The following is a 26,168-nucleotide window of genomic DNA, read 5'->3' as shown; positions in this document are numbered from 1 at the left end:
CGAACCGACTTGATTCCGCTAAGGTTGAACAATCATGGACACCCCCTCCACACTTTTCCTGCGTACCGATGCCGCCTCCTTCGGGCGGACGGAAGGTGGCGGACCGGAAGTGTCGAGCTTCTCCCTCGACAACGGCCTCGACGTGGTGGTGATCCCCGACAACCGCGTGCCCGTCGTGACGCACATGATCTGGTACCGCAACGGTTCGGCGGATGATCCGCAGGGCCAGTCCGGCATCGCTCACTTCCTCGAGCACCTGATGTTCAAGGGCACCGAGAAGCACCCGGCGGGCGAGTTCTCGAAGGTCGTCTCCTCTCTCGGCGGCCAGGAGAACGCGTTCACCTCCTTCGATTACACGGCCTATTTCCAGCGCGTCGCGCGCGAACACCTCAAGACCATGATGGAGTTCGAGTCCGACCGCATGACGAACCTCCTGCTCGAAGAGGCGGTCGTCGCGCCGGAGCGGGACGTGGTGCTGGAGGAGCGGCGGATGCGGGTCGAGACCGACCCCTCGGCCCAGCTCTCCGAGGCCATGGCGGCGGCCCTCTTCGTGCATCACCCCTACGGCATTCCGATCATCGGCTGGATGCACGAGATCGAGACCCTCAACCGCGAGAACGCGCTCGACTACTACCGCCGTTTCTACACGCCCGAGAACGCCATTCTCGTGGTGGCCGGCGACGTGACGCCCGAAGAGGTGCGCAAGCTCGCCGAGGAGACCTACGGCCGCATCGAGCCGCGCGGCGAGCGTCCGGTCCGGTTCCGCCCGCGCGATCCGGAGCCGGTGGCGGCCCGCCACATCACGGTGGCCGATCCCAAGGTCGAGCAGCCGACCCTGCAGCGGCTCTATCTCGTGCCGTCCTGCCGCACGGCGCAGACCCGGGATTGCTATGCGCTCGAGCTTCTGGCCGAGGTGATCGGCGGCGGGCCGACCTCCTACCTCTATCGCAAGCTCGTGCTGGAGCGGGGCGTCGCGGTGAATGCGGGTGCCTGGTACATGTCCTCGGCCATGGAGGACACGCGCTTCTGCATCTACGCGGTGCCGGCCGAAGGCGTGTCGCTCGAAGATCTCGAGCGGGCCGTCGACGAGGTGCTGAAGACCATTCCCGAAGCCCTCGATTCCGAGGCCATCGAGCGCGCCAAGACCCGGCTCGTGGCCGAGACGATCTATTCCACCGACAGCCAGTCGGCACTCGCCCGCATCTACGGCTCGGCGCTCGCCATCGGCGAGACCATCGAGGACGTTCAGCGCTGGCCGGTCGAGATCGAGGCGGTCCTGAAGGACGATCTCGCTTCCGCGGCCGAGCGCTACCTCATCCTTCGCCGCTCCGTGACGGGCTATCTGAAGAAGTCGGCCGCCTGAGGCCGCGAGAACCGAGATGACCATGACAGCTTCCGTCGAAACTCTTTCCGCGTCCCCCACAACGGTGAAGACGCTGGTGTCTCCCGGCGGCATCGAAGCCTGGCACGTCGAATCGAGCGTGGTGCCGCTGATTGCCGTCGCCTTCATCTTCGAGGGCGGCTCCGCCCACGACCCGGAGAACCGGCCCGGCGTGGCGCAGATGCTGGCGCGCCTCCTCGACGAGGGGGCGGGCGAATACGATTCCGATGCGTTCCAGGAGCGTCTCGCGGGACGGGCGATCGAGCTGTCCTTCAACGCCGGTAACGATGCCATCGGCGGTTCGCTGAAGACCCTGGTCAAGCACGCGGACGAAGCGTTCGAGCTTCTGCGCCTGGCTCTGACGGAGCCGCGCTTCGATCAGGACGCCATCGAGCGCGTGCGCGCGCAGACCATCGCCGGCCTGCGCTACCAGCAGAACGATCCGGGCGTGATGGCCACGCGTCGCTTCTTCGAGGAAGGCTTCGCGGGGCATCCCTACGGCCGTCCGACTTCCGGCACGCCGGAGAGCGTGGCGGCGATCACCCGGGACGATCTGGTCGACATGCACCAGGCGATCATCACCCGCGGGCGCATCAAGATCGCCGTCGTCGGGGCCATCGATGCGGAGCGCCTCTCGGTGCTGCTCGACAAGGCCTTCGGTTCTCTTCCCGAGGCCAAGCCTCTCGGCATGATCGAGGCGACCTCGCTCAAGCAGCTCGGGTCCCGTTTCGTGGTGGACCTCGACGTGCCGCAATCGGTGATCCGCTTCGGCACGCAGGGCGTGGCCTGGCGCGACCCGGGCTTCATCCCGGCCTATGTGCTCAACCACATCCTGGGCGGCGGCGCCTTCACCTCGCGCCTGTTCCAGGAGGTGCGCGAGAAGCGCGGCCTCGCCTACAGCGTCGGCACGTCCCTCGTGAGCTACCGCTCCGCCGCCATGACCTGGGGCTACACCGCCACCAAGAACGAGCGCGTCGGCGAGGCCCTGCAGGTGATCCAGGAAGAGATCCTGCGCCTGAAGACGCAAGGTCCGACCGACGAGGAACTGCAGAAGGCGAAGGACTATCTCGTCGGCTCCTATGCCCTGGGCTTCGACACCTCGACGAAGATCGCCCATACCATGGTGCAGATCGCCTTCGAGGGCCTCGGCGTCGACTACATCGCCCGCCGCAACGCCCTTGTGGCGGCCGTCACGAGGGAAGACATCCACATCGCCGCCGAGCGCATCTTCGGCGACGGCCAGATGCTGACGGTGATCGCAGGGCGGCCGACGGGACTTTGAGGTTCTGAAGCCGAAAAGGAAAAGGGAGCCGCAAGGCTCCCTTTTTTGTTGTTCGTGCGTGCACCCTCTCGTTCAGGGCGTCAGATGAAGAAGAAGTCGTGATGGGAGAGGGTGGTGCCTTCGCCCTTCTGCAGCTTGAAGCTGGTGATCTCCACCATGGCTTTGCGGCCCGAGCCGTCTACGTCCCAGTACAGCTTCTTGCCCTTGAGGATGAAGAAGTCGTCCTTGTCGGTGGCCTTGCTGCCCTTCTTGAAGTAGCTCGCCTTGAGCTTGGCCGGCTTGTCGAGCGAGGCGTTCTTCTTCTTCAGGTACTTGGCAATGGTCTTGTTGGTGAACGCCGCATCGTCGAAGAACAGGCTGTCGTACTTGGCCCCGAAGTCGTAGATCTTGTCCTTGTTCCGGTTGGCCACGCTCTTGCTGGTGAGCTTGGTGTCGAACACGAAGGCATCCTTGCTGGTCTTGCCCTTGCCGCCGTAGAGCTTGTCCTTGCCCGCACCGCCGCCGATGGTGTCGTGACCGGCATCGCCCTTGAGCGTGTCGTTGCCCGCGCCGCCGAACAGATGGTCGTTGCCGCTTGTGCCCTTGATGACGTCGTTGCCCGTTCCGCCCGGGAACGTGTCGGATTGCACGGATGCGAGCGCCATCTGGCCCGAAGCCAGATCGATACTGTAGGTTCCTTCCCACTTATGGGCGCCCTGGTACAAGGTCACCGTCGCGGACTTGGTGCCGCCGGTCGCATAGGCATGGCTGAGGGCAGCGGTGCCTCCCTTCGGCGTGACCGTCTCGACCGTGCCGTCGCCCTACGCAATCCGGACGCTTGTGGCGGCGCCGACGCCGAGACGAATATCCACGAAGCGGCCTTCGGAGATAGCCGCTCGGTTGACCATCATGGCCATGTCGACGCGGAAGATGTCCGTCCAGCCGTTGGTATCGCCCGGCACGAGATTGTCGGCGAGGCTTTCGAAGACTCCGTAGCGTCCGTCCTCGCTCAGCCGCAGGCGATAGCTGCTGTCGTTCCCCTCCGCTCCGGCCGCATCCGTCGAGAGCCGGATGATCTCGCCGGTCACGAGATCCTTGCGGAACACATCCCATGAACCGTTCGTGTCGCCGGCCACAAGGTTGCTTGAGGTGCTTTGAAACGTCACGTAGCGGCCGTCGGCACTGAACTCCGCCCTTTGGCTCGTGCCGTTGCCCTCGGCGCCGTCGGCGGCGGTGGAGACGCGCGTGATCGCACCGGTCAGGAGGTCCTTGCGGAAGATGTCGTAGTCGCCGTTGGTGTCGCCGGTCACCAGGTTCGTGGAATCGCTCTCGAACACCACGTAGCGTCCATCGCGGCTGAAATGAGCGTCGCGCGAGGTGCCGTTGCCGCCCGTGCCGTCGGCGGCCGACGACACGTGGGTGACGGCCCCGGTCACGAAATTCTTGATGAAGATGTCGGCTTTATCGTTGGTGTCGTTCGGCACGAAGTTGTTGGCGATGCTCTCGAACAGCGCCGAATTTCCATCGGGGCTGAGTTGAGGTCTCTCGCTCCAGCCGTTGGATTCCTCGGTCCATCCGTTGGCGAGCGAAACGCGCCTGAGGATGTTGTCCTGAACGTCCTTGATGTAGATGTCGTTCTTGCCGTTTGTGTCGTCCGGGAGAAGCGCCGCGAGGCTTTGGAACAGAATGTAGCGTCCCTCCTCGCTGATCTGCGCTTGGCTGCTGCCGTCGTTCTCGACGCCTCCCGCGGCCGTGGAAACCCGCACGACGGCTCCGGTCACGAGATCTTTCCGGAAGATGTCGCGTTCGCCGTTGGTGTCTCCGGGCACGAGATCCCTGGCGGAACTCTCGAAGACTACGTAGCGCCCGTCGGCGCTGAAGCGGGCATTGTCGCTGTCGCCGCCCGTGGCCGGAGCGCCGTTTGCGGCGGTCGATACCTGACGGACCGTGCCGGTCAGGAGGTCCTTGATGTAGACGTCGCGCCAAGCGGTGGTATCGCCCGGGACGAGCTTCGCATAGCTGTCGAACAGCACATACCGGCCGTCGGCGCTGAACGTGGCGTTCTGGCTGCGCTCATTCCCTTGGCTGCCGTCGGCCATGGTCGAGACGCGGGTGATGATGTCGGAGATGCCGGGGCGGCTGAAGGATTGCAGGACAGGAGTGAAGGGCATGGCTGGCTCGCGGTGGGACATGACTGGCGGCAACGACTCCGCTTTCTCGCGGCTTTGACATTGCCGATGCGGTAGCTAGGGCATATCGTAGAGTAGTCGATATGTTATAGCGTGCGTTTTGTCACACCTCGAACCGGGACAGACCTGTCGCCGCCCCGAAGAGGCACACCCTAGCCGCCGCCCATCCTCTGCCCTAGTGTTCCGCTCTCCTGTAACGAGTCGGAGCATTCCCCATGGCCCTGCAGCAAACGATCGATCTCACCCTTGCATCCAACATCGGTGGAGGCGGTCTGCCGCGGCAGGCGGTGGAGGCGGCGCTCTCCGTCGTGGGCAAGGCCATGAAGCGGCTGGCCGAGGACGACGAGACCGGGCGGCTGCCGCTGCTGCACATGCCCCGCACCACGGACGATCTCGACGCGGTGCGCGAGGCGGCGGCGTGGCTGCGCCGGGACGCGACCGACGTGGTCTTTCTCGGCACCGGCGGGTCGAGCCTCGGCGGCCAGACCCTTGCGCAGCTCAGGGATTATGCGGTGCCCGGGGCAGGGCGGTTCACCGAGAGCCCGCGCATCCATTTCCTCGACAATCTCGATCCGATCACCTTCGACCACATCCTGCACAAGCTGCCCCTGTCGTCGACCCGCTTCGTGTCGATCTCCAAGTCCGGCGGCACGGGCGAGACCCTGATGCAGACGATCGCCGTCCTCTCCTGCCTGGAGAAGGCCGGCCTCAAGGCGCACCCGAAGGAGGTCGTCCTCGGTCTCTCGGAGCCGCGCAGGAACGGCGGCAAGAACGCCCTGCGCGATCTGCTCGAGCCCGAAGGCGTGCGCTTCCTCGATCATCATACCGGCATCGGCGGGCGCTACTCCGTGCTCACCAATGTGGGCCTTCTGCCCGCGGCCGTGATGGGCCTCGATATCGACGCCATCCGGGCGGGCGCGGCGGAGGCCTATGAGCCCTTCCGCAACGGTACGGAAGCGAAGTACACCCCGGCGGCCCTGGGCGCCGCGGTCAATGTCGCGACGGCGCTCGAAGGCAAGGGCATCGCCGTCACCATGGCCTATGCGGACCGGCTGGAGCGCTTCACCCGCTGGTGGGTCCAGCTCTGGGCGGAGAGCATCGGCAAGAACGGCAAGGGCACCCAGCCCGTCGCCGCCATCGGTCCCGTGGACCAGCACAGCCAGCTGCAGCTCTATCTCGGCGGCCCGAACGACAAGCTCTTCACCGTCATGACCACCGGGGTGGCCGGGCAGGGCCCCGTCATGGACGAGAAGCTGGCGCAGCGGGCGGGCGAGCCCGGTTTCGCCGGCAAGCGCATCGGCGATCTGGTTGCGGCGCAAGGCCGGGCGACCGCCGAGACCCTCGCGAAGAACGGACGCCCCACGCGCCAGCTCCACATCGAGAAACTCGACGAGCGGTCTCTCGGCGAGTTGCTGATGCACTTCATGCTCGAGACGATCCTCACCGGCTACGCGATGGGCGTCGATCCCTTCGACCAGCCCGCGGTGGAAGAGGGCAAGATCCTCGCTAAGCAGTATCTGGCGCAGGCGAAGTAGCGCCGGACCCGCTCGCTCATTGGCGCCAGCCCCGGCCGGCTGTCCACGTCTTTTTGCCGTGATGGCTTGCCGGGGGAGGGGGAGAATGTCGCGCCGTCTGGCCGACTCGTCCCTTCACCTCTATCTTAACGGGTGAGATTTCCGTCACGAAAAGCGCCCCATGCCCGTTCGCCGCCTCGATCCCATCCTCGTCGACCGCATCGCCGCGGGCGAGGTCGTCGAGCGCCCGGCCGCGGCCGTGAAGGAGCTCGTCGAGAACGCCATCGACGCGGGCGCCACCTCCATCGAGGTTGCCGTGGAGGCCGGCGGCCGGCGGCTCATCCGCATCGTCGACGACGGGCACGGCATGACTCCGGGAGATCTGGAGCTCGCGGTCGAGCGTCACGCGACCTCGAAGCTGCCCGACGGCGATCTTTCCTCCATCGACACGCTGGGCTTTCGCGGCGAGGCGCTGCCCTCCATCGGTGCGGTGGCCCGCCTTGCCATCACCACGCGCACGGCCGACGCCGAAACCGGCTCGTCCATCGTGGTCGAGGCCGGCGTGAAGGGGCCGGTGCGTCCCGCGTCCGCGCCCAAGGGCACGCGGATCGAGGTGACCGACCTCTTCGCCGCCACGCCCGCCCGCCTGAAGTTCCTGAAGAGCGACCGCTCCGAGGCGCAAGCCGTGGCGGAGGTGGTCAAGCGTCTCGCCATCGCGCATCCGACCATCCGCTTCACCCTCGCGGGCGAGCACATCACGCCCTTCACCTACCCGCCGGAACCGGCGGGCGAGCATGGTTTCCTGCGGCGCCTCTCCCGCGTGCTCGGCAGCGATTTCAACGAGAACGCCATGGCGATCGGCGTCGAGCGCGAGGGCGTGCGGCTGTCGGGCTTCGCCAGCCTTCCGACCTACCATCGCGGCACGGGAGCCGGCATCCACTTCACCGTCAACGGCAGGCCGGTGCGCGACAAGCTGCTGCTCGGCGCGGTGCGCGGCGCCTATGCGGACGTGATGGCGTCCGACCGGCACCCGGTGCTGGCGCTGATGATCGATCTCGACCCGCGCAATGTGGACGTGAACGTCCACCCGGCGAAAACCGAGGTGCGCTTTCGCGATCCCGCCTTCGTGCGCGGCTTCGTGGTGGCGGCCCTGAAGGAGGCGATCACCCGCTTCGGCTTCCGTTCCGCCTCGACCGTCGGCACCCGCACGCTCGAAAGCCTGCGGCCGCAGGGCGCGCCGCCGCGGCCGGTCTCCGTGGCCCAGCGCGCGCCCTCGATCCGCCATTCCAGCGCCTTTGCCGGCTGGCAGGCCCCCCTCGATGCCGGCTATCGCTCGTCCGGACTGGCCGAAGCCCAGACGGCTCTCCCCGACCTCGCGGCGCCGTCCGCCGACAGCCGCGCGAGCCTGCCCGATTACGATCCGGGTCAGGACGATTCGCCTCTCGGCGCCGCGCGGGCGCAGATCCACGGCACCTATATCGTGGCGCAGACCCAGGACGGCATCGTCATCGTCGATCAGCACGCGGCGCACGAACGGCTCGTCTACGAGCGCCTCAAGCGCGAGCGCGCCTCGTCCGGCATCGCGCGGCAATTGCTGCTCATTCCGGAGGTGGTGGACCTCGATCCGGTCGATGCGGACCGGGTCATGGCCGAGGCCGAAACGCTGGAAAGCCTGGGCCTGGTGCTGGAGCCGTTCGGGCCCGGCGCTCTGCTCGTGCGCGAGGTGCCGGCGGCCCTGGCGGGCGGGCGCATCAAGGCCCTGGTGCAGGATGTGGCGGATGCGCTTGCCGAATGGGGGCAGGGCGCATCGAGCCCTGTGGAGGAGCGCCTGGACGCGGTGCTCTCCCGCATGTCCTGCCACGGCTCCGTGCGGGCCGGGCGGCGCATGAAGCCGGAGGAGATGAACGCGCTCCTGCGCGAGATGGAGGCAACGCCCCTGTCGGGCCAGTGCAACCACGGACGTCCCACCTACGTGGAGCTCAAGCTCTCCGACATCGAGCGCCTGTTCGGCCGCCGCTGACGGACGATCCGCCTAGCGCATCGTGCGGAAAAGTGGACCCGGTTTTCCGAACGATGCTCTAGAAAAGGTGCCTTCAAAATAAATCCGGCGGCATCCTTTCGGACGCCGCCGGATTGAAATTCTGCGATCGTCTGAGGCTCAGGCGAGCTCGATGGCTCCGACTTCGCGGCCCTTGCGTCCTTCGACGATGGCGACGCGAACGGCCTGACCCTGGTCGAGCCGGCTGAGGCCGGCGCGCTCCAGCGCCGAGACGTGCACGAACAGATCCTTGCTCTCGCCGTCGACGGCGATGAAGCCGAATCCCTTCACCTCATTGTACCACTTCACGGTTCCCAGGGTGTCGGGAGCCGCGGTCGGGGCCTGGAAGCCGCCTTGGCGGGGCGGACGACCGGCGGGAGCGCCTCTCGGAGCCATCGGCGGGCGCGGGCCGCGGCGCGGCGGCTCCGGTTCGGCCGTGCTGGTGTCGACGCTGACGATCTCGTTGACCTGGGGACCTTTCTGTCCCGTGCCGACCTGGATCACCAGGGTGGTGCCGGAGGGCAGGGCGCTGTGGCCCGCAGCCTCGACCTGCCTGACGTGCAGGAAAGCCTCGCCCGAGCCGTCCGTCAGCTCGACGAAACCGAATCCCTTCTCGGGATTGAACCACTTCACCCGTGCCTCGGCCTCGCGGCCGGATGTCGCCCGCGGAGCCTGTGGCCGCGCCGGACGCTCGAATGATGGCGACGGAGCGTAATCGCCCCAAGGATCAGCGGGTTGATCGCCGAACTGACGCTGGCGGCTGCGGTGCTCGTTACCCCGGCCCATAGGTACTGCCTTCTAAAGTCTGTCATAAAGGTTTGCTGCCAGTAGGCGTAGCGCTCTCGACGCGGAAGAGCAAGAAGATTGCCATGCCCAAAAGAAGATCGGTCCGATTTCGTGCCATCTTGCGGTCCGCCCGTGCCCAGGAGGCGGGGTCCAGATGGCGAAATTGCGACTTTTCGGGTCTCGGGAGCGCCCGGAGCGTGCCAGACGGCGAAACTGTGCTATGGTCCGCCCTCGCCAAGGAGGTGGAAGCCCCCTTCCTGCCGGTATCAGCGATCGTGACACATCACGTCGACCGGCGCGTTTACACATGAGATTGGACGAAGTTTTGCAGGTTTTGGTACGCGACAACAATGTCGATCAGGCCCTCAGGGTTCTCAAGAAGAAGATGCAGCGTGAAGGAATCTTCCGTGAAATGAAGCAGCGGAAGGCCTACGAGAAGCCCTCCGAGCGGAAGACCCGGGAGAAGGCCGAGGCCGTCCGGCGCAATCGCAAGGCCGCCCGCAAGCAGGCGATTCGCGAGGGTCTGATCGCGGCTCCCAAGCCCAAGCCCCGCTTTGCCGGCGCCCGTCGCCCCTCGGCGGCTCCCGCTCCCGGAGCGCGTCCTCAGGCCGCAGAGCCGAAGGCCTCCTGAGGTCAGAGCACCTGGCCCTGGACTGACCCTGCAGGCGGCGCAGTTACGGCGCGCCGCCTCATGCCTGCCCCCTGGAGGGTGGGGCCGATCGTGGCCCGGCTTATGCGAAGATGCCCCAAAGCGACCCCGCAACAGAAGTCGACAGCGTCGACCTTGCGCACGACCGCACCATGCTGGCAGCCGAGCGGACCCTGGCCGCCTGGTGGCGCACGGCCATGGCGGCCCTAGCCGGAGCCGTGGGATTCGTGCGTCTCTTCGGCGACGTACAGCCGCAATGGGTCATCCGCGGCGGCGCCACGCTTCTCATTGCCCTGGCGTTCGTGATTCTCTTCGTCGCCTACGGGCGCTATCGCAGGACATCCAGGCGCATCAACAACGAAGAGGTGCGCTCGCTGTCCGTCTGGTCCCTTGCGGCGGGAACCGGGCTGCTCGTTCTGGCGGCAGGCGTTGCCGGTGCCGTCACCTGGCTCTTCTAGAGCCTCCTGGCGCTCTCAGCGGGCGCATTTCACGCAGAGGTGGAAGGTCGGGTCGATGTCGAGACGGCCCTCGGCGATCTCCTCGCCGCATTCGGCGCAGTAGCCGAACTCGCCTTCCTCGATTCGCTGCAGGGCGCCCCTGATGCGCAGCACGCGGTCCTTGCGGCGCCGCTCGGCCTCCTGCGCCATGGCCTGGACCTGCATGGCATCCATGCGGGCGAGGCGACCCACGCTCTGCTGATCGAGCTGGACCGGTGCGCTGTTGCCGGCATTGGCCGCGACCAGCGCCTCGGTCTCGGCCAGTTCCGCCTCGAGCCGCGTCCGGTATTTCTCCGCACGCTCCCGATCCGATTGGCTTTTCGTGTTCATTGATCGTCCTCCCTGACGGCTCCGCCCGAAACAGTCGCGCCGGATGTAGAGGGGAATACGATCCGACGCGGGATGGTCGGGAGCGAGGCCGAATGCCCGCGCGCCCGTGCGATGGCGGAGGGGCTATGGCGGCGTCATGGGCTGCGAAGGAATGAGCGCGATCCGGACCATGCCGGATTTGTAGTGCATCGGGTGGGCAGGGACCAAGGGCCTGCCCGGGCCTCTCGGCCGGGTTCGAGGACCTGCGCCCCCAGGAGAGCGACTCCTGAGGGGCGCAGGTCGTGGTTATCGTTGCGTCAGGCGGCCTTCACGCCCGAGAGGAAGCCGTCGACCTCCTGGCCGAGGCTGGCCGAGTGCCGGGCCAGCTCCCGGGCGGCGGAGAGCACCTGAGAGGCGGCCGCCCCGGTCTCGCCGGCGCCCTGGCGCACGTCGCCGATATTGCCGGTCACCTGCTCGGTGCCGCGGGCGGCCTCCTGCACGTTGCGGGCGATTTCGGCGGTGGCGGCGCCTTGCTCCTCCATCGCCGCCGCAATGCTCACGGAGATCTGGGACATCTCGCCGATGGTCTTGGCGATTTCCTGGATCGCTCCGACGGCCTCGCGGGTGGCCTGCTGGACCGAGCTGATCTGGTTGGAGATCTCCTCGGTGGCCTTGGCGGTCTGGCCCGCCAGCTCCTTGACCTCGGTGGCGACGACGGCGAAGCCCTTGCCGGCTTCTCCCGCCCGGGCCGCCTCGATGGTGGCGTTGAGGGCGAGCAGGTTGGTCTGGGACGCGATATTGTTGATCAGCGCGATCACGTTGCCGATCTTCTCGGCGGTCCCCGCCAGCTGCTGAACGATGTTGTCCGTGCGCCGGGCATCGTGCACCGCCCGCTCGGCGATCTGCGATGACTGGTTCACCTGACCGGCGATTTCGCGGATCGAGATGGACAGCTCCTCGGTGGCGGCGGCGACCGTCTGCACGTTGGCCGAGGTCTGCTCGGCGGCGGTGGCGACGTTGACCGACTGGCTGTTGGTCTGGTCGGCGATGGACGTCATGGACTGGGCCGTGGCCTCCATCTCGGTGGCGGCGGAGGCGAGCCCTTGGGTCAGGGCCGAGACATTGGCCTCGAAGGCCTTGGTCAGCTGGTCGAGAAGCTGGGCACGGCGCATCTTGGCGTCGTTCTCGGCCTCCTGCTCGGCGGCAAGACGCTTGGCCTCGATGGCGTTGTCCTTGAAGACCTGGAGCGCGCGGGCGAGCTGGCCGACTTCGTCCTTGCGCTCGGCGCCGGCGACGTTGACCGTGAGATCCCCATTCGCGAGACGGGCCATAGCGCTCGTCATAGTTCCGAGCGGACGCGTGATGCCGAAGACCGTGATCGCTCCGACCAGGCCTGCGGCGACCAGAATGCCGAGCGTGCCTGCCAGGATCAGGGCGGTGGACGTGTTGGACGCCAGCTCCCTTGCCTCCTGCTTCGCCTGCTCCAGTGCCTTGGTGTTGCCGTCGATCCGCTCCTGCAGGATGTCGCGGACCTTCATGCGGTAGTCGCGACCTTCTCCGTTGGAAATCTCGAGAGCCGCCGCGTCGTTGTCCTTCGCCGCGAAGGCGACGCTCTTGTCCATCAACTCGAAGTACTTGGTGGCGGTCGCCTTGATGTTCTCGTTGATCGCGCGCATCTGAGGAGACCTCGCCAGGGCAACGAGCTCGTCGAGGTGCTGCATCGTCGCCTTCCGGTACTGCTGGTACACGCCGACGGTCCGCTCGATGCGATCCGGCTGGCTCGCGGAGAGCAGGATCAGGTTCTTCTCCTGGATCGTCGCCTCGTTCACCTCGGCGTTGATCTGAAGGATGCGCGTGAGGCGGGCCGCGTCGTCCTCGACGAGCTCCTGCGTATCCGCGGACATTGTGTCGAGACCGACCTTAGCAAAAGCGATCAGCCCGATGGCAACGGCGACAAAGATCGTGACCGGAATGGCCAGCTTCGTGATGAGTTTCAAGTTGTTGAGGAATTGCATTTTCTTTCGGTGACCTGCCCGCATGGCCGCGGGAAGCGCGCGCCCCCGGACGCGTCATGGATATCAGGCGGCTAAACAATGCAATGGCCAAGTAAATGTAAGTTCAAAGAAGCATCCATTTAGGGAAGTTCATAGATGAACTATTTTGGATCAATAGTATAAGATTTGATCTTTTCGGCAGGAAAATTTTCAGAAATTGACGCAGATCATTGCGCGCTTCTTCGGATGTGCTCCGCGCCACGTTGTCGCACGGAGCAACGAACAATCCCGGGCGCGCGGCGTTACCCAAGTGCACAGTGGCGACATTGGGGAAAAATCATGAGTGAGGTGAGGCGGAGCCCCGTTCTTATCGGAACGGGAATTCTCATGGCGTTGATGGGCCTGGGTCTCGGCGGCGGCGGGATCTGGCTGATCATGCTCGGGGGCTCCTGGTACTACCTCATCGCCGGCATCGGCTTCCTTTTGACGGCTTTCCTGCTCTTTCGGCACAGCCCTGCGGCTCTCTGGGTCTTCGCCGCCGTCGTCGTCGGCACCCTCGTCTGGGCGCTGTGGGAGGCAGGACTCGACTGGTGGCCGCTCGCGGCGCGCGGGGGCGTCATCTTCGTCCTGGGCCTCCTCCTGCTGACCCCTTGGGTGACGCGCGCCCTCCGCCGCAGGCCCGCCGATCCTGCCACTCCGGCATCTCCCGCGCGGGTGTCGGCTTTCCGGGGCGCCGGCCTGCCGCTGACTGCGGCCCTCGGCATCGCCCTCGCCGTCGCGGCAGTCTCATGGTTCACCGACCCCAACCGGATCGAGGGAGCGGCGCCTGCTCCCCGCGCGCAGGTTCCACCGGATGCGCTGGGTGTTCCACCCGGCGAGTGGCGCTCGTACGGACGGACGGATTACGGCCAGCGGTATTCGCCGCTCGACCAGATCACTCCGGCGAATGTGGCCAATCTCGAGGTCGCCTGGACCTACCGCACCGGGGACGTCCCGCTCTCTCAGCCGGGCGACCCCCAGGAGACGACCTTTCAGGTGACGCCGCTGAAGATCGGCAACAGGCTCTTCCTGTGCACGCCGCACCAGCAGGTCATCGCCATCGACGCCACGACCGGAGTCGAGATCTGGCGCTACGATCCGAAGGTCCAGGGCGAACTCGCGCTTCAGCACCTGACCTGCCGCGGCCTGTCCTATCATCCGGGACGTGGCGATGCGCCCCCGCCGGCGCCCGCCATCACGCCGCCGGCGGCCCGGGACCCCACCGTGCCGGACCTGCCCGTGGCAGCGGCGGAGGGCCGGACGGCCGAGACCTGTACGACGAAGCTCTTCATGCCCACGGCGGATGGCCGCGTGATCGCCCTCAACCCGGACAACGGGGCCGTCTGCTCGAATTTCGGCGGCGGCAAGGGCCAGATCAATCTCTGGGCCAACATGCCCAACGTGAAGCCGGGCGCCTATTACTCGACATCTCCCGTCGTGGTCACGCGTGACCTCATCATCGTCGGCGGCACGGTTCTGGACAATGTCTCGACCAACGAGCAGTCGGGCGTCATCCGCGCCTTCAACGTCGATACGGGCGAACTCGTCTGGAACTGGGATTCCGGCAATCCCGATCAGACGGCGCCGATCGCGCCGGGCGAGAGTTATGTGCCGAACTCCCCGAACAGCTGGTCGATCTCCAGCGTCGACCAGGAACTCGGCATGGTCTACGTGCCCCTCGGCAACCAGCCGCCGGACCAGTGGGGCGGCAACCGCAGCGAGAATGTCGACCGCTTCTCGTCCTCGGTCGTCGCTCTCGATCTCGCCACAGGACAGGTGCGCTGGCACTTCCAGACCGTCCATCACGACCTGTGGGACTACGACGTGCCCTCGCAGCCGAGCCTGATCGACCTGACGGTCAACGGCGAGACCGTGCCCGCTCTCGTGCAGCCGACCAAGCAGGGCGAGATCTACGTGCTCGACCGGCGCAACGGCCGGCCCATTCTCCCGATTACGGAGGTTCCGGTTCCTCAGGGCGCCGCCGAGGGCGACCGGACGGCGCCGACGCAGCCGGTTTCCGCCCTGAGCTTCGATCCGCCGCCTCTCACCGGGCGCGACATGTGGGGAGCGACGCTGTTCGATCAGCTCGCCTGCCGCATCCAGTTCCACCGCCTGCGCTACGAGGGCCGCTACACGCCTCCCTCGACGCAGGGGACGCTGGTCCATCCGGGCAATTTCGGCGTGTTCAACTGGGGCAGCATCGCGGTCGATCCCGAGCGCCAGATCGCCTTCACGACACCGGCTTATTTGGCCTTCGTGTCGCGGCTGGTGCCGCGCGAGGACGACACGACGCTCTACGTGCAGGGCGAGAACCGGCCGGAGGGCAGCCTGCCGGCCCTGAACGAGAATTTCGGCGCGCCCTTCGCCGTGCAGCTCTATCCGTTCACGTCGGCGCTGGGCCTGCCGTGCCAGGAGCCGCCCTGGGGCTATGTGGCCGCGGCCGACCTGACCACCGGACAGATCATCTGGATGCACAAGAACGGCACCGTGCGCGACCAGGCGCCCGTGCCTCTGCCCTTCAAGATGGGCGTCCCGAGCCTGGGCGGGCCGATGATGACGGCAAGCGGCGTCGCCTTCCTGTCGGGGACGATCGACTATTATGTGCGCGCCTATGACGTCACGAACGGCGAGCAGCTCTGGGAAAGCCGCCTGCCTGCAGGCGGCCAGTCGACGCCCATGACCTATCTCGGGGAGGATGGCCGGCAGTACCTGCTGGTGGTCGCCGGCGGGCATGGCTCGCTCGGCACCAAGGTGGGCGATTACGTCATCGCCTATGCACTGCCGCGGCAGCAATAGTCACCCTCCGCCGGACATTCACGGCGAATGTCAGGGGTGGCGGGGGCGGCGGGCCTAGCTCGCCGCCGTAAACCGTCCGAACACCACCTTGGTCTCCCCGTAATCCCGGCGCTCGATCTCCTCGAAGCCGTCGGGCAGGGTGACCTCGACCCCTTGCGCCTCCTCCACCACCACGAGGGCGTCCGGCGTCAGCCAGCCGCCTTCGGCACAGGAACGGAGCGCCCTGGGCGCCAGATCCTTGCCGTAGGGCGGGTCGCAGAAGACGAGGGAGAAGGGGGCGTTCGGCGCCGCCGCGCCCATGCGCGTGGCGTCGCGGCGGAACAGCCGGGTGGCGCCGCCGACGCCGACGCTCTCCACATTCTCGCGGATCAGGCCGCGCGCCTGCGCGCCGTCGTCCACGAACAGGGCGAAAGCCGCCCCGCGCGACAGGGCCTCCAGGCCCATGGCGCCGGTGCCGGCGAAGAGGTCGAGCACGCGGGCGCCCTCGACCGGGTCGTCGTAGGAATGCTGGAGGATGTTGAAGATCGTCTCGCGCAGGCGATCCGATGTCGGACGGATGCTGTCCGACTTCGGTCCTGCCAGCGAGCGGCCGCGCCAGCGCCCGCCCACGATTCTCACGGCTCAGCCCTCACGGACGGCGACCGCGCGGGCCGCCTTTCGAGCCGCCCTTCGGTCCTCCCTTGAAGCCGCCGCCGGAGCCGCCCCTGGGGCCGCCCTTGAAGCCGCCTCCACTGCGCGGACCGCCACGGGCCGGGCCTTCGCCACGCGGAGGGCCGCGGCGCGGACGGTCGTCTCCGCCCGCACGGAAGGGCTTGTCGCCGTCCCGGCTGCGGAACGGGCGATCTCCCTCGGGACGGGGGCGGCGCGGACGCTCTTCGCCTTCGGACGCGCGGGCGCGGAACGGCTTGTCCCCCGCCGGACGGCGCGGACGGTCATCGTCCCGGCGCGGGCGGCCGAAGCCGCCTTCGCGGCTGCCGCGCGGAGCACGGTCCTCCCGGTCCGCAGCACTGCGGCGCGGACGGTCGTCGGCGCGCGGCGCGAAGCGGTCAGCCTCCCGGCGCGGCTTGCGGGCGGGAGCCTCTTCCTTCGGCTCGCTCACCAGCCGCTCGACCACCACCTTGCGGCCTTCGCCCGACGAGATGGCGCCCACGCGCTGGCGCTGGCGCTCCCCGCTGGCGGCACGCGCCTCCTTCGGGTCGGTGCCGCGGCGCGGCTGCTTCCTGCTCGGGGCATCCTCCGTCTCGCCGGCGCGCCAGACGCTCGTCTTCACGTCGAGGCGGGAGGGGCGCTTCTTCGGCTCTTCCTCGTCCCTGCCGCGGCGCTCGTCGCGGGCGCGGAAGGGCCGCTCGTCATCGTCGCGGCGGCGGCGCGGGCGCTCTTCGTCCCGGTCGCGGCCGAAGCGGCTCGGCCGCTCCTCGCGCCCTTGGCGGGGAGTGCGGTCCTGACGCTCTTCGCGCTCCTTCTTCGGCGAACCGAAGGGCGCGACGGGCTCGCGCACGGAGCTTTCGAAATCGACACCCGCCTCGACGGCGAGGGCGGTGCCGAGCTGGTCCTTCAGGACCTTGGTGCGGACCTCTTCGACCATGCCGGGCTCGATGTCGCCGAGCTGGAACGGGCCGAAGGAGAGGCGGATCAGGCGGTTCACCTGCAGGCCGAGATGCTCGAGGATCCGCTTGACCTCGCGGTTCATGCCCTCGCGCAGGCCGAGCGTGATCCACGCATTGTCGCCCTGCACCCGGTCGAGGCGGGCCTCCACGGGGCCGTACTCGATGCCGTCGATGGTGATGCCGTTGCGCAAGGGGTCCAGATCGGCCTGGGTCACCTCGCCGTGGGCGCGCACCTTGTAGCGGCGCAGCCAGCCGGTATCCGGATGGGCGATGACGCGGGCGAGTCCGCCGTCGTTGGTGAGGAGCAGGAGCCCTTCGGTGTTGATGTCGAGCCGGCCGACGGCCACCACCCGGGGCAGCTCCTCGGGCAGGTTCTCGAACACGGTCGGGCGCCCCTCGGGATCGCGGGCGGTGGTCACGAGGCCGCGCGGCTTGTGGAAGAGCCACAGGCGCGTGCGCTCCCGCAGGGGAAGCGGCTCCCCGTCCACGGTGATCTTGTCCTCGGCCGTGACGTTCATGGCAGGGCTGTCGAGCACCTTGCCGTTCAGGGTCACGCGGCCTTCCGCGATCATCGCCTCCGCGTCGCGGCGGGAGGCGATGCCGGCCCGGGCGATCACCTTGGCGATGCGCTCCTCGGAGGGCTCCTGCGGCTGGGTTTCCGCTTTCGCCTCGACGCGGTCCTCGCGGACGCGGCGCGGGCGGTCCTCGGCGGAGCGGTCGAACCGGCGCGGGCGGTCTTCGGTGCCGCGGCCACGGAACGGCTTGTCGCCCTCGTCGCGGCGCGGGCGGAACGGCTTGTCGCCGCCGGGGCGGGGCTTGCGCGGGCGCTCGTCGTCGCCGCGCGCCCGGAAGGGGCGCTCGCCGCCGTCGCGGGTCTTGCGGAAGGGCCGGTCGCCGGAAGGGCGGCCTCGGTCGGAGCGTCCGCCTGGACGGCCCTTCCGATTATTGTCATTGCTGTCGGTCATGGCGGCCTGATAGCAGAGGAAACAAAGAGAAGCGAGGGCCATGGACAACGCCGGCTGCAACAAGTTCGATCCCATGAGCGCCGCCTTCGACGAGGCCCGCGCCGCCGCCACGCGCGGCGAGGTCCCGGTCGGGGCCGTGATCGTCCGGGACGGCCGCCTCGTCGCCTCGGACGGCAATCGCCCGCGCCAGCTGCGCGACCCTTCGGCCCATGCGGAGATGCTGGCGATCCGCCGCGCCTGCGAGGTTCTGGACGACGAGCGCCTGACCGGTTGCGACCTCTACGTGACGCTGGAGCCCTGCACCATGTGCGCCGCCGCCATCTCCTTCGCGCGCATCAGGCGGGTCTATTTCGCCGCCTACGACCCGAAGGGCGGGGCGGTGGAGAACGGCGTGCGCTTCTTCCACCAGTCCACCTGCCACCACGCGCCCGAGGTCTATGGCGGCATCCGGGAAAGCGAGGCCGCGACCCTGCTCAGGGGGTTCTTCGAGGGGCGGCGGTGAGCCCTCTCACCTCGCGCTTCAGCTTGTCAGGAACGCCTGCAGCGCCGCCAGCGTCGCGCCCGGATTCTCCTCCGCCACGAAATGCCCCGAGGTCACGCCCATGCCGCCGATTTTGGGGGCGAAGGATTGCCGCCACACGTCGAGGGGGTGCTGTTCCTCGCCGACCGGGCCGCTCACGAGATAGAAGTCGCTCCAGATCAGGTAGGCCGGGCAGTTGATCGTCTTGCCCGCCGCGAGGTCGGCCTCGTCCGCCTCCACGTCCCGGGTGGCGCCCGCCCGGTAATCCTCGCAGAAGGCATGGATCCGGGAGGGCTCGTTGCAGCTGTCGCGGTAGGATTTGAGCGCCTTGCGGTCGAAGGGAGACAGGTCGCCCGGGGCGGACCATTTGGCGAGAAGGCCCTCGAAATAGGCCAGGGGATCGCGGCCGATCTCCTCCTCGGGCTGAGGGTAGGGCTGGGACAGGAAGCCCCAATGGGCCTCGGGGATCTTCCCGGCCCTCATCTGCGCCCAGACGTGGAACGTGGGCAGGATATCGAGGAGGGCGAGGCGCTCGACCCGACCGGGATGGTCGAGGGCGAGCCGGTAGCCGACCCGCGCCCCGCGATCGTGCCCGGCCACCGCGAAGCGGATATGGCCCAGCTCCTCCATGACGGCGACCACGTCCCGCCCCATGGCGCGCTTGGAATAGATCTGGTGCGCCTCGTCGCTGCGGGGCGCCGTGGACCAGCCGTAGCCGCGCAGGTCCATGCACACGACCCGGTGCGTCTCGGCCAGGGCCGGCGCGAGGCGGTGCCACATGACATGGGTCTGCGGGAAGCCGTGCAGCAGCACGAGGGGAGGGCCGTCCCCCTTGGAGCGCGCGAAGATGCGACCGACCTCCGTGTCGATCCAGTGGGATTCGAAACCGGGGAAGAGATCGTCGCTCATGAGGCCGCCCTTGGAAGTGTGAGAGGTCGATCCTCAATCTAGGGGACGAGGCGCGTTCGTCAGCCCTTGCTCTCGCGCTCCACCGCCCGCCAGCCGATGTCGCGGCGGCAGAAGCCCTCCGGCCAGTCGATCCGCGAGACCGCCTCATAGGCCCTGGCGCTGGCCTCGGTGATCGTGGAGCCCAGCGCCGTGACGTTGAGCACGCGGCCGCCATTGGCGAGAATCTTGTCGCCGCTCTGCTTCGTGCCCGCCTGGAAGACGATGACGTCGTCCATGGCGGAGGCCCTGTCGAGCCCACGGATCTCCGAGCCTTTCTCGACGGCGCCAGGATAGCCCTGCGCGGCCATCACAACGGTGAGCGCCGCCTTGTCGGACCATTGCAGGGAGATGCTGTCGAGAACGCCGTCGCAGGCGGCGAGGAAGGCCGTCACCAGGTCCGATTTCAGGCGCGGCAGCAGCACCTGGGTCTCGGGGTCGCCGAGACGGGCATTGTACTCGATGAGCTGCGGGCCCTTGTCCGTGAGCATCAGGCCCGCATAGAGCACGCCCGTATAGGGCATTCCCCTGGCGCGCATCCCCGCGAGCGTCGGCTCGATGATCTCGCGCATGACGCGGGCCTGCAGCTCCGGCGTCAGCACGGCGGCGGGGGAATAGGCGCCCATGCCGCCGGTATTCGGCCCCTTGTCGCCGTCGAACACGCGCTTGTGGTCCTGCGCGGTGCCCAGCGGAATCGCCGTCCTGCCGTCGCAGAGGGCGAAGAAGCTCGCCTCCTCGCCTTCGAGGAAGGCCTCGATCACCACTTCGGCGCCGGCGGCGCCGAGGCCGCCGCCGATCATCATGTCGATGGCGGCTTCCGCCTCCTCGAAGGAGGCGGCGACCACCACGCCCTTGCCGGCCGCGAGCCCGTCCGCCTTCACGACCGTGGGCACGCCGTAACTGCGCACATAGGTCTTGGCGGCCTCCGCATCGGTGAAGCGGCGATAGGCGGCGGTGGGAATGCCGAACTCGGCGCACAGATCCTTGGTGAAGGCCTTCGACCCTTCGAGCTGCGCGGCGGCCTTGCTCGGCCCGAAGGCCTTGATGCCGGCAGCGGTGAGATCGTCCACCAGACCGGCCACGAGCGGCGCCTCCGGCCCCACGACGACGAATTCCACCCCCATGGTGCGGCAGAAGGCGATCACGGCCCCATGATCCGCCACGTCGATGACCACGTTGGTGCCGTGCTGCGCCGTGCCGGGATTGCCGGGCGCGATGAAGAGCTTGTCGCACAGGGCGCTGGCGGACAGGCTCCGGGCCAACGCATGTTCCCGCCCGCCGGAACCGATGAGAAGAATGTTCATGCCTGAGCCCTCCCTGTGACGCTTGGGCTCTTAGCGGCTCGTAGGGCTTTCGACTACCCGAAAAAGCAGGGGCCGCGCCTCCGGGAAGAGACGCGGCCCGTTCTGAGGATCCCTTGAGAGGATCGTGTTCGGCCTCAGATGAAGAAGAAGTCCTTGTGAGTGAGGGTCTCGCCCTCCTTCTTCTGGAACTTGAAGCTGGCGATCTCCACCATGGCCTTGCGGCCCGAGCCGTCCACGTCCCAGTACAGCTTCTTGCCCTTGAGGATGAAGAAGTCGTCCTTGTCCGTGGCCTTGCTGCCCTTCTTGAAGTAGCTCGCCTTGAGCTTGGCCGGCTTGTCGAGCGAGGCGTTCTTTTTCTTCAGGTACTTGGCGATGGTCTTGTTGGTGAAGGCCGCATCGTCGAAGAACAGGCTGTCGTACTTGGAGCCGAAGTCGTAGATCTTGTCCTTGTTCCGATTGGCCACGCTCTTGCTGGTGAGCTTGGTGTCGAATACGAAGGCATCCTTGCTCAGCTTGCCCTTGCCGCCGTAGAGCTTGTCCTTGCCCGCACCGCCGCCGATGGTGTCGTGGCCGCCGCCGCCGGAGAGCCGGTCGTTGCGAGCGCCGCCGAAGAACACGTCGTTACCGGGAGTACCGGCGGTGATCTCCGGGTTCACGTCGGTGACGTTGATCACGAGATCCTGGTCGACCATGTGGGTGCCGTCGCTGACCCGCACCTTGATCGTGTGAGAAGGCGCCTGCTCGAAGTCGAGCTTGAAGCCGTTCCCCACCAGGATCTGATTGCCCTGGAGGGTGAAGCGCCCGCCGGCATTGTCGAGGAGCTGATAGGTGAGCGCGCCGGGAGCCTCATCCGCTGCCGAGAGCGTGCCGACCAGGGAACCGGCCGCCGCATATTCCGCCGCCGTGGCGCTGCTCAGCGAAACGCCCGACGGAGCGTTGTTCACCGGAGGAGCGTCGTCGTCGTCCTGGATCTTGCCGGTGGCAGTGTGTCCCGTGTTGCCGACGACCGCGTTGCCGGCGCCGTCGTCGAGTTCCGACAGAAGGATCGTGAAGGTCTCCTCATCCGGCTCGTCGAGGCTGTCCTTCTTGACCGAGACCGTCACAAAGGCTTCCAGCTGATTGCCGGTGAACTCCACGGTCCCGGAGGTCGGGCTCGAGAAATCCTCTGCGGTGGCGGTGCCGTAATCCAGCGTCCAGTTCACTTTGGACGTGCTGTTGTTAGCGACGTCGCGAACCACCTTGAAGGTGAAGGTCGTCGTATCGTCTCCCGTGCCCTCAGCGTGAGTCACCGTGGTGGAAGCGGCAGCGAACTGCACGATGGGCGGCGCATCCTGCGGGATGATCTCGAAGTTGTAGGTCGCCTGGGCGCGGAGAGATTCGTCGCTCTCATCGAAGGCGACCACGACGAGCGTCTTGGTGCCGGCCTCCTCGTCGAAGATTTCGCTGGTGGTCGTGATCTGGCCGGTATTCTCGTCGATCAAGAAACCGCCGTTCGTCTGGAGCAGTTCCTCGCCCACCAGGAACGCGAACTTGTTCTTTCGGAAACCGTCGGCCATGTCCGGGTCTTCCCAGGACGCCTGAACAACGTCCACACCCGCTCCCGTCACGCCTGCGCGGATCGTGCCCTGGGGCTGGCCGAAGGTCACGAAGAGCGGAGCCTCGTTCACGTCGGCGGCCTTGATGGTCAGTTCCTGCACGGCGCTGTAGGTGGTGCCGTCGAAGGCCTTCACGTAAACCTTGTAGCCGCCCTGACCGCCGACCTGATCCTCGTGGTTCAGCGATTGGTTCGGGGCGAGCTTCAGCTGATTGCATTCGATGACGAACTTGCCGCCGGCATCGCCGAACTCCGCGAATTCATAGGTGAGGTTGGCAGCAGGCGTGTCCTCGTCCGTGGCGCTCAGCGCGATTTCGAAAGCCGGCCCCTCGTCCACGGTGATTTCCGTGACGCCCGTGCCCATCCTTACATCCCTCGGAACGCTGTCGACGACGGTCAGCGTGGAGGTCGCCGTCCGGTCGAAATCGTCGACCACATCGACCTGAATCTGCCTGCCGGCGAACGTGTCTCCTTCCGGGCGTGTGTATGTGAGGGCGCGAACCAAGTCTTGCACGCTTGCAGCACTTCCGCCGCCGAGGAAGGTAACCTCGATCCGGCCGTTCTCGACGGCGGTCAGGATTCCTTCGGTGACGCCGATCTGGATCGTGCTGCCTTTTTGAAGACCATCGGGTCCGAGAATGATCTCGTCGCTGGTCTGAATTCCAAGGAGATCGCCCGGCTGGCTTTGAGCCAGCGCGACCCGCACCTTACGAATGGTGGTGGTTTCGTCATGGTCGAGGGTGAAGTTCTGGTCGCGGTCCAACAGGATCGTGGCCCCGGGGGCGACACCTGTCGTGTCCGCGTCGAGACCTGCTGCAACCGGCCCGCCTGTCGTCGGAGTGTTGCTGCTGTCGTAGATGTGGTCGAAACCCGCGGCAATCAGCAGGTTCTTCTGCGTCTGGGTGAGGGTGGCTTCCGCGAGTCTGAAGGTCGCGTTGCTTCCGTTGGTTCCGAGTTGGATCAGGCAATTTTCGTTCGACGTGTCGAACACAGCGGAAATGTTGTTTTGATCGAAAACGAAGATCGGGCTGGTTCCTCCCATGAGGGAGATGCTATCGAGACCCGCCAGCGTTTTCCCGCGGAAATCGAAGTAATTCCCGTTGAGGAAGAGGGTGTCGAGAGTCGCTTCCGTTCCATCGCCGAGGCCGCCGTCGATCTCCGAAAGCCCGAGCAGGTGTTTGCTCTGAAGGGAGAAAGAGTCCTTTTCCGCCGAACCGCGTAGGGCTTCGACACCCTGGATCTTCGAGAAGTTCGACAGGACCAGGGATCCGCCGCCGACCAAGTGCAGCGCATCGTTTCCGCTGCCGCCGGAAAGGGTGGCCCCTTGAAGGGTTGTCGACGAGCTGAGGACGAAAATGTCGTCTCCGCTCGTACCCGAGACATCCGTCATGTCGGCAGTCAGGACGACGGCATTGTCGGGCCTGACCAGCACCTTGGTCTGGACCGTTGCCGCTGTCGTTGTATTTGCTTCTCGGTACGTAAGCTCGACCTTGATGCTTCTCTCTTCGGTTTTCGGCGTCGCCGATGAGGTATTCGCGTAGCTCAGGGCGCGAAGGACGGCCTGCACGGCTTCCATAGTGGCTGGGTAGCCGTCGAAGCTGATCGTCAACACGCCCTGCTCTGAAGAATCAAACTGGGCTATGGCAGTTCCGTTATACGAAATTTCGGTGGATTCATCCCCTGGGGTCAGAGCTAGGCCGTTCTCTGCCGCGATACTTAGAAAGTCGTAGCTGGCCGTGCCTACGAAGTCGGTCAGCGAAACAGTCAAAGACAAGAAAACCGTCTCATCGCTGGCACCCGAAATTTCCGCGTCGCTGTCGAGCAGCACCGGTCCAGCTTCGGTGCTCACAATCCCGTCGAAATTCAGGATCTGAACGGTGTTGGCGGCCGAGGGCAGAGAGTTCGAATGAAATTCGGTCATGGAATCGCTTTTCTGATAGGAGGCGGGTGAACCGGCCTGCGGGAGAGCACTGGACACGTTATAAATTTACATAAGACTTCATTGCAATACCCTTGCAGAACCTGAAGCGCCCGCTTCCTCGCCCGTCTCCGCTGCGGAAGGATAGGATTATCCTCCATCCACACCCTCCGAAGCCCACCCTTGGCAGACCCCCGTCCGACCCACTACTGTTCCCCTCATGTTCGCAGACAAAGCCCCCTCCAATGCCCCCGAATGGTCGGTGTCCGATCTCGCGGGCGCCCTCAAGCGCACCCTCGAGGACGCGTTCGGCCATGTGCGCCTGCGCGGCGAGGTGTCGGGCTATCGCGGGCCCCATTCCTCGGGGCACGTCTATTTCTGCCTCAAGGACCAGAACGCCCGCATCGATGCGGTGATCTGGAAGGGGTCCTTCTCCCGGCTGAAGATCCGGCCGGAGGAGGGGATGGAGGTCATCGCCACCGGGCGCATCACCACCTTCCCGGGCTCGTCCAAGTACCAGATCGTGGTCGAGACCCTGGAGCCCGCCGGCATCGGCGCACTCATGGCGGTGCTGGAGGAGCGGCGGCGCAAGCTCACGGCCGAGGGCCTCTTCGCGGCCGAGCGCAAGCGGCGGCTGCCCTATCTGCCGCGGGTCATCGGCGTCGTGACCTCGCCCACCGGTGCCGTGATCCGCGACATCCTCCACCGGCTGGAGGACCGTTTCCCGCGTCAGGTCCTGGTCTGGCCCGTGCGCGTGCAGGGCGATACCTGCGCAGCCGAGGTGGCGGCGGCGATCCGCGGCTTCAATGCCCTCGAACCCGGCGGCAGGGTGCCGCGTCCGGACGTGCTCATCGTCGCCCGCGGCGGCGGCTCCATCGAGGATCTGTGGGGCTTCAACGAGGAGATCGTGGTCCGGGCCGCCGCCGAGAGCGCGATTCCGCTCGTCTCGGCGGTGGGGCACGAGACCGACTGGACCCTGATCGACCATGCGGCCGATGTCCGCGCGCCGACGCCTACGGGCGCCGCCGAGATGGTGGTGCCGGTGCGGGTCGAGCTGATGGCGGGCGTGAACGATCTCGCCCGGCGCCACATGGAATCCGTCCTGCGGGTCATCGACCGCCGCCGATCCGACCTGCGCTCGACCGCCCGCGCCCTGCCGACGCCGGAAGCCCTGTTCTCGCCCAAGCGCCAGCGGCTCGATCTCGCCTCGACCAAGCTCTACCCGGCCCTGTCGCGCAACGCCCGCGGGCACGAGGAGCGGCTGCTCAAGCTCTCCCGCCAGCTCTCCCACCTGTCGCCGGTGGCGAATGTCGCCCGCATGCGCGCCCGGCTCGATGCGGTGGGGCCGCGCCCCTACAACGCCCTGTGCCGCTCCATCGTCCTGCGCAGCGAGAGCCTGAAGCAGATCAGCCGGCGGCTCGTGGTGTCGCGCGAGGCGCTGCTGCGCGCCGAGCGGACCCGGCTCGCCCAGGCCGGCGACCTGATGCAGCGGGCGTCCGAGCGCTTGGCTCCCGCCCTCCAGGGGCAGATCGCCCGCAAGGCCGATCGTCTCCATGCGGTGGCCCAGCTCTTCGACAGCCTGAACTACAAATCCGTGCTCAAGCGCGGCTTCGCCCTGGTGCGCGATGCGGATGGCCAGCCCCTGCGCTCCGCCGAAGCGGTGTTCGACGGTCAGGCTCTCGTGCTGGAATTCGCGGACGGCAAGACCGACGCCACCGGCGGACGGGGCATGGCGGTGAGGCCCAAGTCCATCAAGCCCAAGGTTGCGGTCGCGGAAGAGCAGGGGGCCCTGTTCTGAGGCGGCATTGAAAACACCCGCCGGTCGCTCCTATGTGAGAGGCCGGTCCTTCCAGACACCAGTG

Annotated in this window: 19 protein-coding genes; 9 read left to right on the top strand and 10 right to left on the bottom strand. The window is 67.0% G+C overall.

From position 1 onward, the window contains the following. The first annotated feature begins 34 nt into the window (after window positions 1-34). Window positions 35-1,363 (top strand): M16 family metallopeptidase, encoded by a 1,329-nt coding sequence (locus tag LGR44_RS09720; RefSeq protein WP_226739808.1) that lies wholly within the window; start codon window positions 35-37, stop codon window positions 1,361-1,363. 16 nt (window positions 1,364-1,379) lie between these two features. Further along, window positions 1,380-2,663, top strand: coding sequence for a M16 family metallopeptidase (locus LGR44_RS09715; RefSeq protein WP_377032098.1), 1,284 nt, complete (start codon window positions 1,380-1,382; stop codon window positions 2,661-2,663). An 80-nt stretch (window positions 2,664-2,743) separates the two neighbouring features. Here the strand turns inward: LGR44_RS09715 and LGR44_RS09710 are convergent, their stop codons facing one another. Together LGR44_RS09710 and LGR44_RS09705 are read right to left on the bottom strand one after the other, a co-directional pair. Beyond that, window positions 2,744-3,373: a calcium-binding protein gene (locus LGR44_RS09710; protein WP_226739804.1), complete on the bottom strand. Its 630-nt coding sequence runs from the start codon at window positions 3,371-3,373 to the stop codon at window positions 2,744-2,746. Between the two features lie 90 nt (window positions 3,374-3,463). Continuing rightward, window positions 3,464-4,813, bottom strand: a complete 1,350-nt coding sequence (locus tag LGR44_RS09705) for a TolB family protein (protein WP_226739802.1) — start codon at window positions 4,811-4,813, stop codon at window positions 3,464-3,466. Window positions 4,814-5,046: 233 nt separating this feature from the next. On the opposite strand from LGR44_RS09705, the gene LGR44_RS09700 reads away from it, so the two are divergent. Continuing rightward, window positions 5,047-6,366 carry a glucose-6-phosphate isomerase gene (locus LGR44_RS09700; protein ID WP_226739800.1) on the top strand — a complete coding sequence of 440 codons (1,320 nt, stop codon included), beginning with the start codon at window positions 5,047-5,049 and terminating at the stop codon, window positions 6,364-6,366. A gap of 160 nt (window positions 6,367-6,526) precedes the next feature. Then, window positions 6,527-8,365: a DNA mismatch repair endonuclease MutL gene (gene mutL, locus LGR44_RS09695; protein ID WP_226739798.1), complete on the top strand. Its 1,839-nt coding sequence runs from the start codon at window positions 6,527-6,529 to the stop codon at window positions 8,363-8,365. 138 nt (window positions 8,366-8,503) lie between these two features. Here the strand turns inward: mutL and LGR44_RS21940 are convergent, their stop codons facing one another. After that, the gene (locus LGR44_RS21940) at window positions 8,504-9,169 is read right to left on the bottom strand and encodes a cold-shock protein (protein WP_319004837.1); all 666 of its coding nucleotides are present in this window, start codon (window positions 9,167-9,169) and stop codon (window positions 8,504-8,506) included. Window positions 9,170-9,494: 325 nt separating this feature from the next. Here LGR44_RS21940 and rpsU point away from each other — a divergent pair, with 325 nt between their 5' ends. Both rpsU and LGR44_RS09675 read left to right on the top strand, forming a co-directional pair. Beyond that, on the top strand, window positions 9,495-9,800 hold the full coding sequence (gene rpsU / locus LGR44_RS09680) for a 30S ribosomal protein S21 (RefSeq protein WP_226740193.1): 306 nt from the start codon (window positions 9,495-9,497) through the stop codon (window positions 9,798-9,800). Window positions 9,801-9,910: 110 nt separating this feature from the next. Then, on the top strand, window positions 9,911-10,276 hold the full coding sequence (locus LGR44_RS09675; protein ID WP_226739796.1) for a YidH family protein: 366 nt from the start codon (window positions 9,911-9,913) through the stop codon (window positions 10,274-10,276). 15 nt (window positions 10,277-10,291) lie between these two features. On the opposite strand, the gene LGR44_RS09670 is transcribed toward LGR44_RS09675, so the two are convergent. Both LGR44_RS09670 and LGR44_RS09665 read right to left on the bottom strand, forming a co-directional pair. Beyond that, the gene (locus LGR44_RS09670) at window positions 10,292-10,645 is read right to left on the bottom strand and encodes a TraR/DksA family transcriptional regulator (RefSeq protein WP_226739793.1); all 354 of its coding nucleotides are present in this window, start codon (window positions 10,643-10,645) and stop codon (window positions 10,292-10,294) included. 296 nt (window positions 10,646-10,941) lie between these two features. Next, a complete protein-coding gene (locus LGR44_RS09665; RefSeq protein ID WP_226739791.1) occupies window positions 10,942-12,639 on the bottom strand; it encodes a methyl-accepting chemotaxis protein in 1,698 nt (565 codons plus the stop codon). Window positions 12,640-12,957: 318 nt separating this feature from the next. Here LGR44_RS09665 and LGR44_RS09660 point away from each other — a divergent pair, with 318 nt between their 5' ends. Then, on the top strand, window positions 12,958-15,453 hold the full coding sequence (locus LGR44_RS09660; RefSeq protein WP_226739789.1) for a glucose/quinate/shikimate family membrane-bound PQQ-dependent dehydrogenase: 2,496 nt from the start codon (window positions 12,958-12,960) through the stop codon (window positions 15,451-15,453). 54 nt (window positions 15,454-15,507) lie between these two features. On the opposite strand, the gene rsmD is transcribed toward LGR44_RS09660, so the two are convergent. Both rsmD and LGR44_RS09650 read right to left on the bottom strand, forming a co-directional pair. Beyond that, window positions 15,508-16,071, bottom strand: coding sequence for a 16S rRNA (guanine(966)-N(2))-methyltransferase RsmD (gene rsmD, locus LGR44_RS09655; protein WP_226739787.1), 564 nt, complete (start codon window positions 16,069-16,071; stop codon window positions 15,508-15,510). Window positions 16,072-16,081: 10 nt separating this feature from the next. After that, window positions 16,082-18,025, bottom strand: coding sequence for a pseudouridine synthase (locus LGR44_RS09650; RefSeq protein WP_226739785.1), 1,944 nt, complete (start codon window positions 18,023-18,025; stop codon window positions 16,082-16,084). A gap of 40 nt (window positions 18,026-18,065) precedes the next feature. Between LGR44_RS09650 and LGR44_RS09645 the strand changes: the two genes are divergently transcribed. Continuing rightward, window positions 18,066-18,527, top strand: coding sequence for a nucleoside deaminase (locus LGR44_RS09645; protein ID WP_226739783.1), 462 nt, complete (start codon window positions 18,066-18,068; stop codon window positions 18,525-18,527). Window positions 18,528-18,545: 18 nt separating this feature from the next. Here the strand turns inward: LGR44_RS09645 and LGR44_RS09640 are convergent, their stop codons facing one another. From LGR44_RS09640 to LGR44_RS09630, 3 genes are all read right to left on the bottom strand, one after another. Continuing rightward, window positions 18,546-19,454, bottom strand: coding sequence for an alpha/beta hydrolase (locus LGR44_RS09640; protein WP_226739781.1), 909 nt, complete (start codon window positions 19,452-19,454; stop codon window positions 18,546-18,548). A gap of 59 nt (window positions 19,455-19,513) precedes the next feature. Continuing rightward, a complete protein-coding gene (purD, locus tag LGR44_RS09635) occupies window positions 19,514-20,794 on the bottom strand; it encodes a phosphoribosylamine--glycine ligase (RefSeq protein WP_226739779.1) in 1,281 nt (426 codons plus the stop codon). 134 nt (window positions 20,795-20,928) lie between these two features. Continuing rightward, entirely contained in the window at window positions 20,929-24,000 is a 3,072-nt protein-coding gene (locus LGR44_RS09630; RefSeq protein ID WP_226739776.1) for a Calx-beta domain-containing protein, read from the bottom strand. A gap of 526 nt (window positions 24,001-24,526) precedes the next feature. Between LGR44_RS09630 and xseA the strand changes: the two genes are divergently transcribed. After that, window positions 24,527-26,104, top strand: coding sequence for an exodeoxyribonuclease VII large subunit (xseA, locus tag LGR44_RS09625; protein WP_226739774.1), 1,578 nt, complete (start codon window positions 24,527-24,529; stop codon window positions 26,102-26,104). Window positions 26,105-26,168 lie beyond the last annotated feature (64 nt).

Source organism: Microvirga lenta (assembly GCF_020532555.1).
Classification (GTDB): domain Bacteria; phylum Pseudomonadota; class Alphaproteobacteria; order Rhizobiales; family Beijerinckiaceae; genus Microvirga; species Microvirga lenta.
This window is presented reverse-complemented; position numbering and strand designations above follow the sequence as displayed.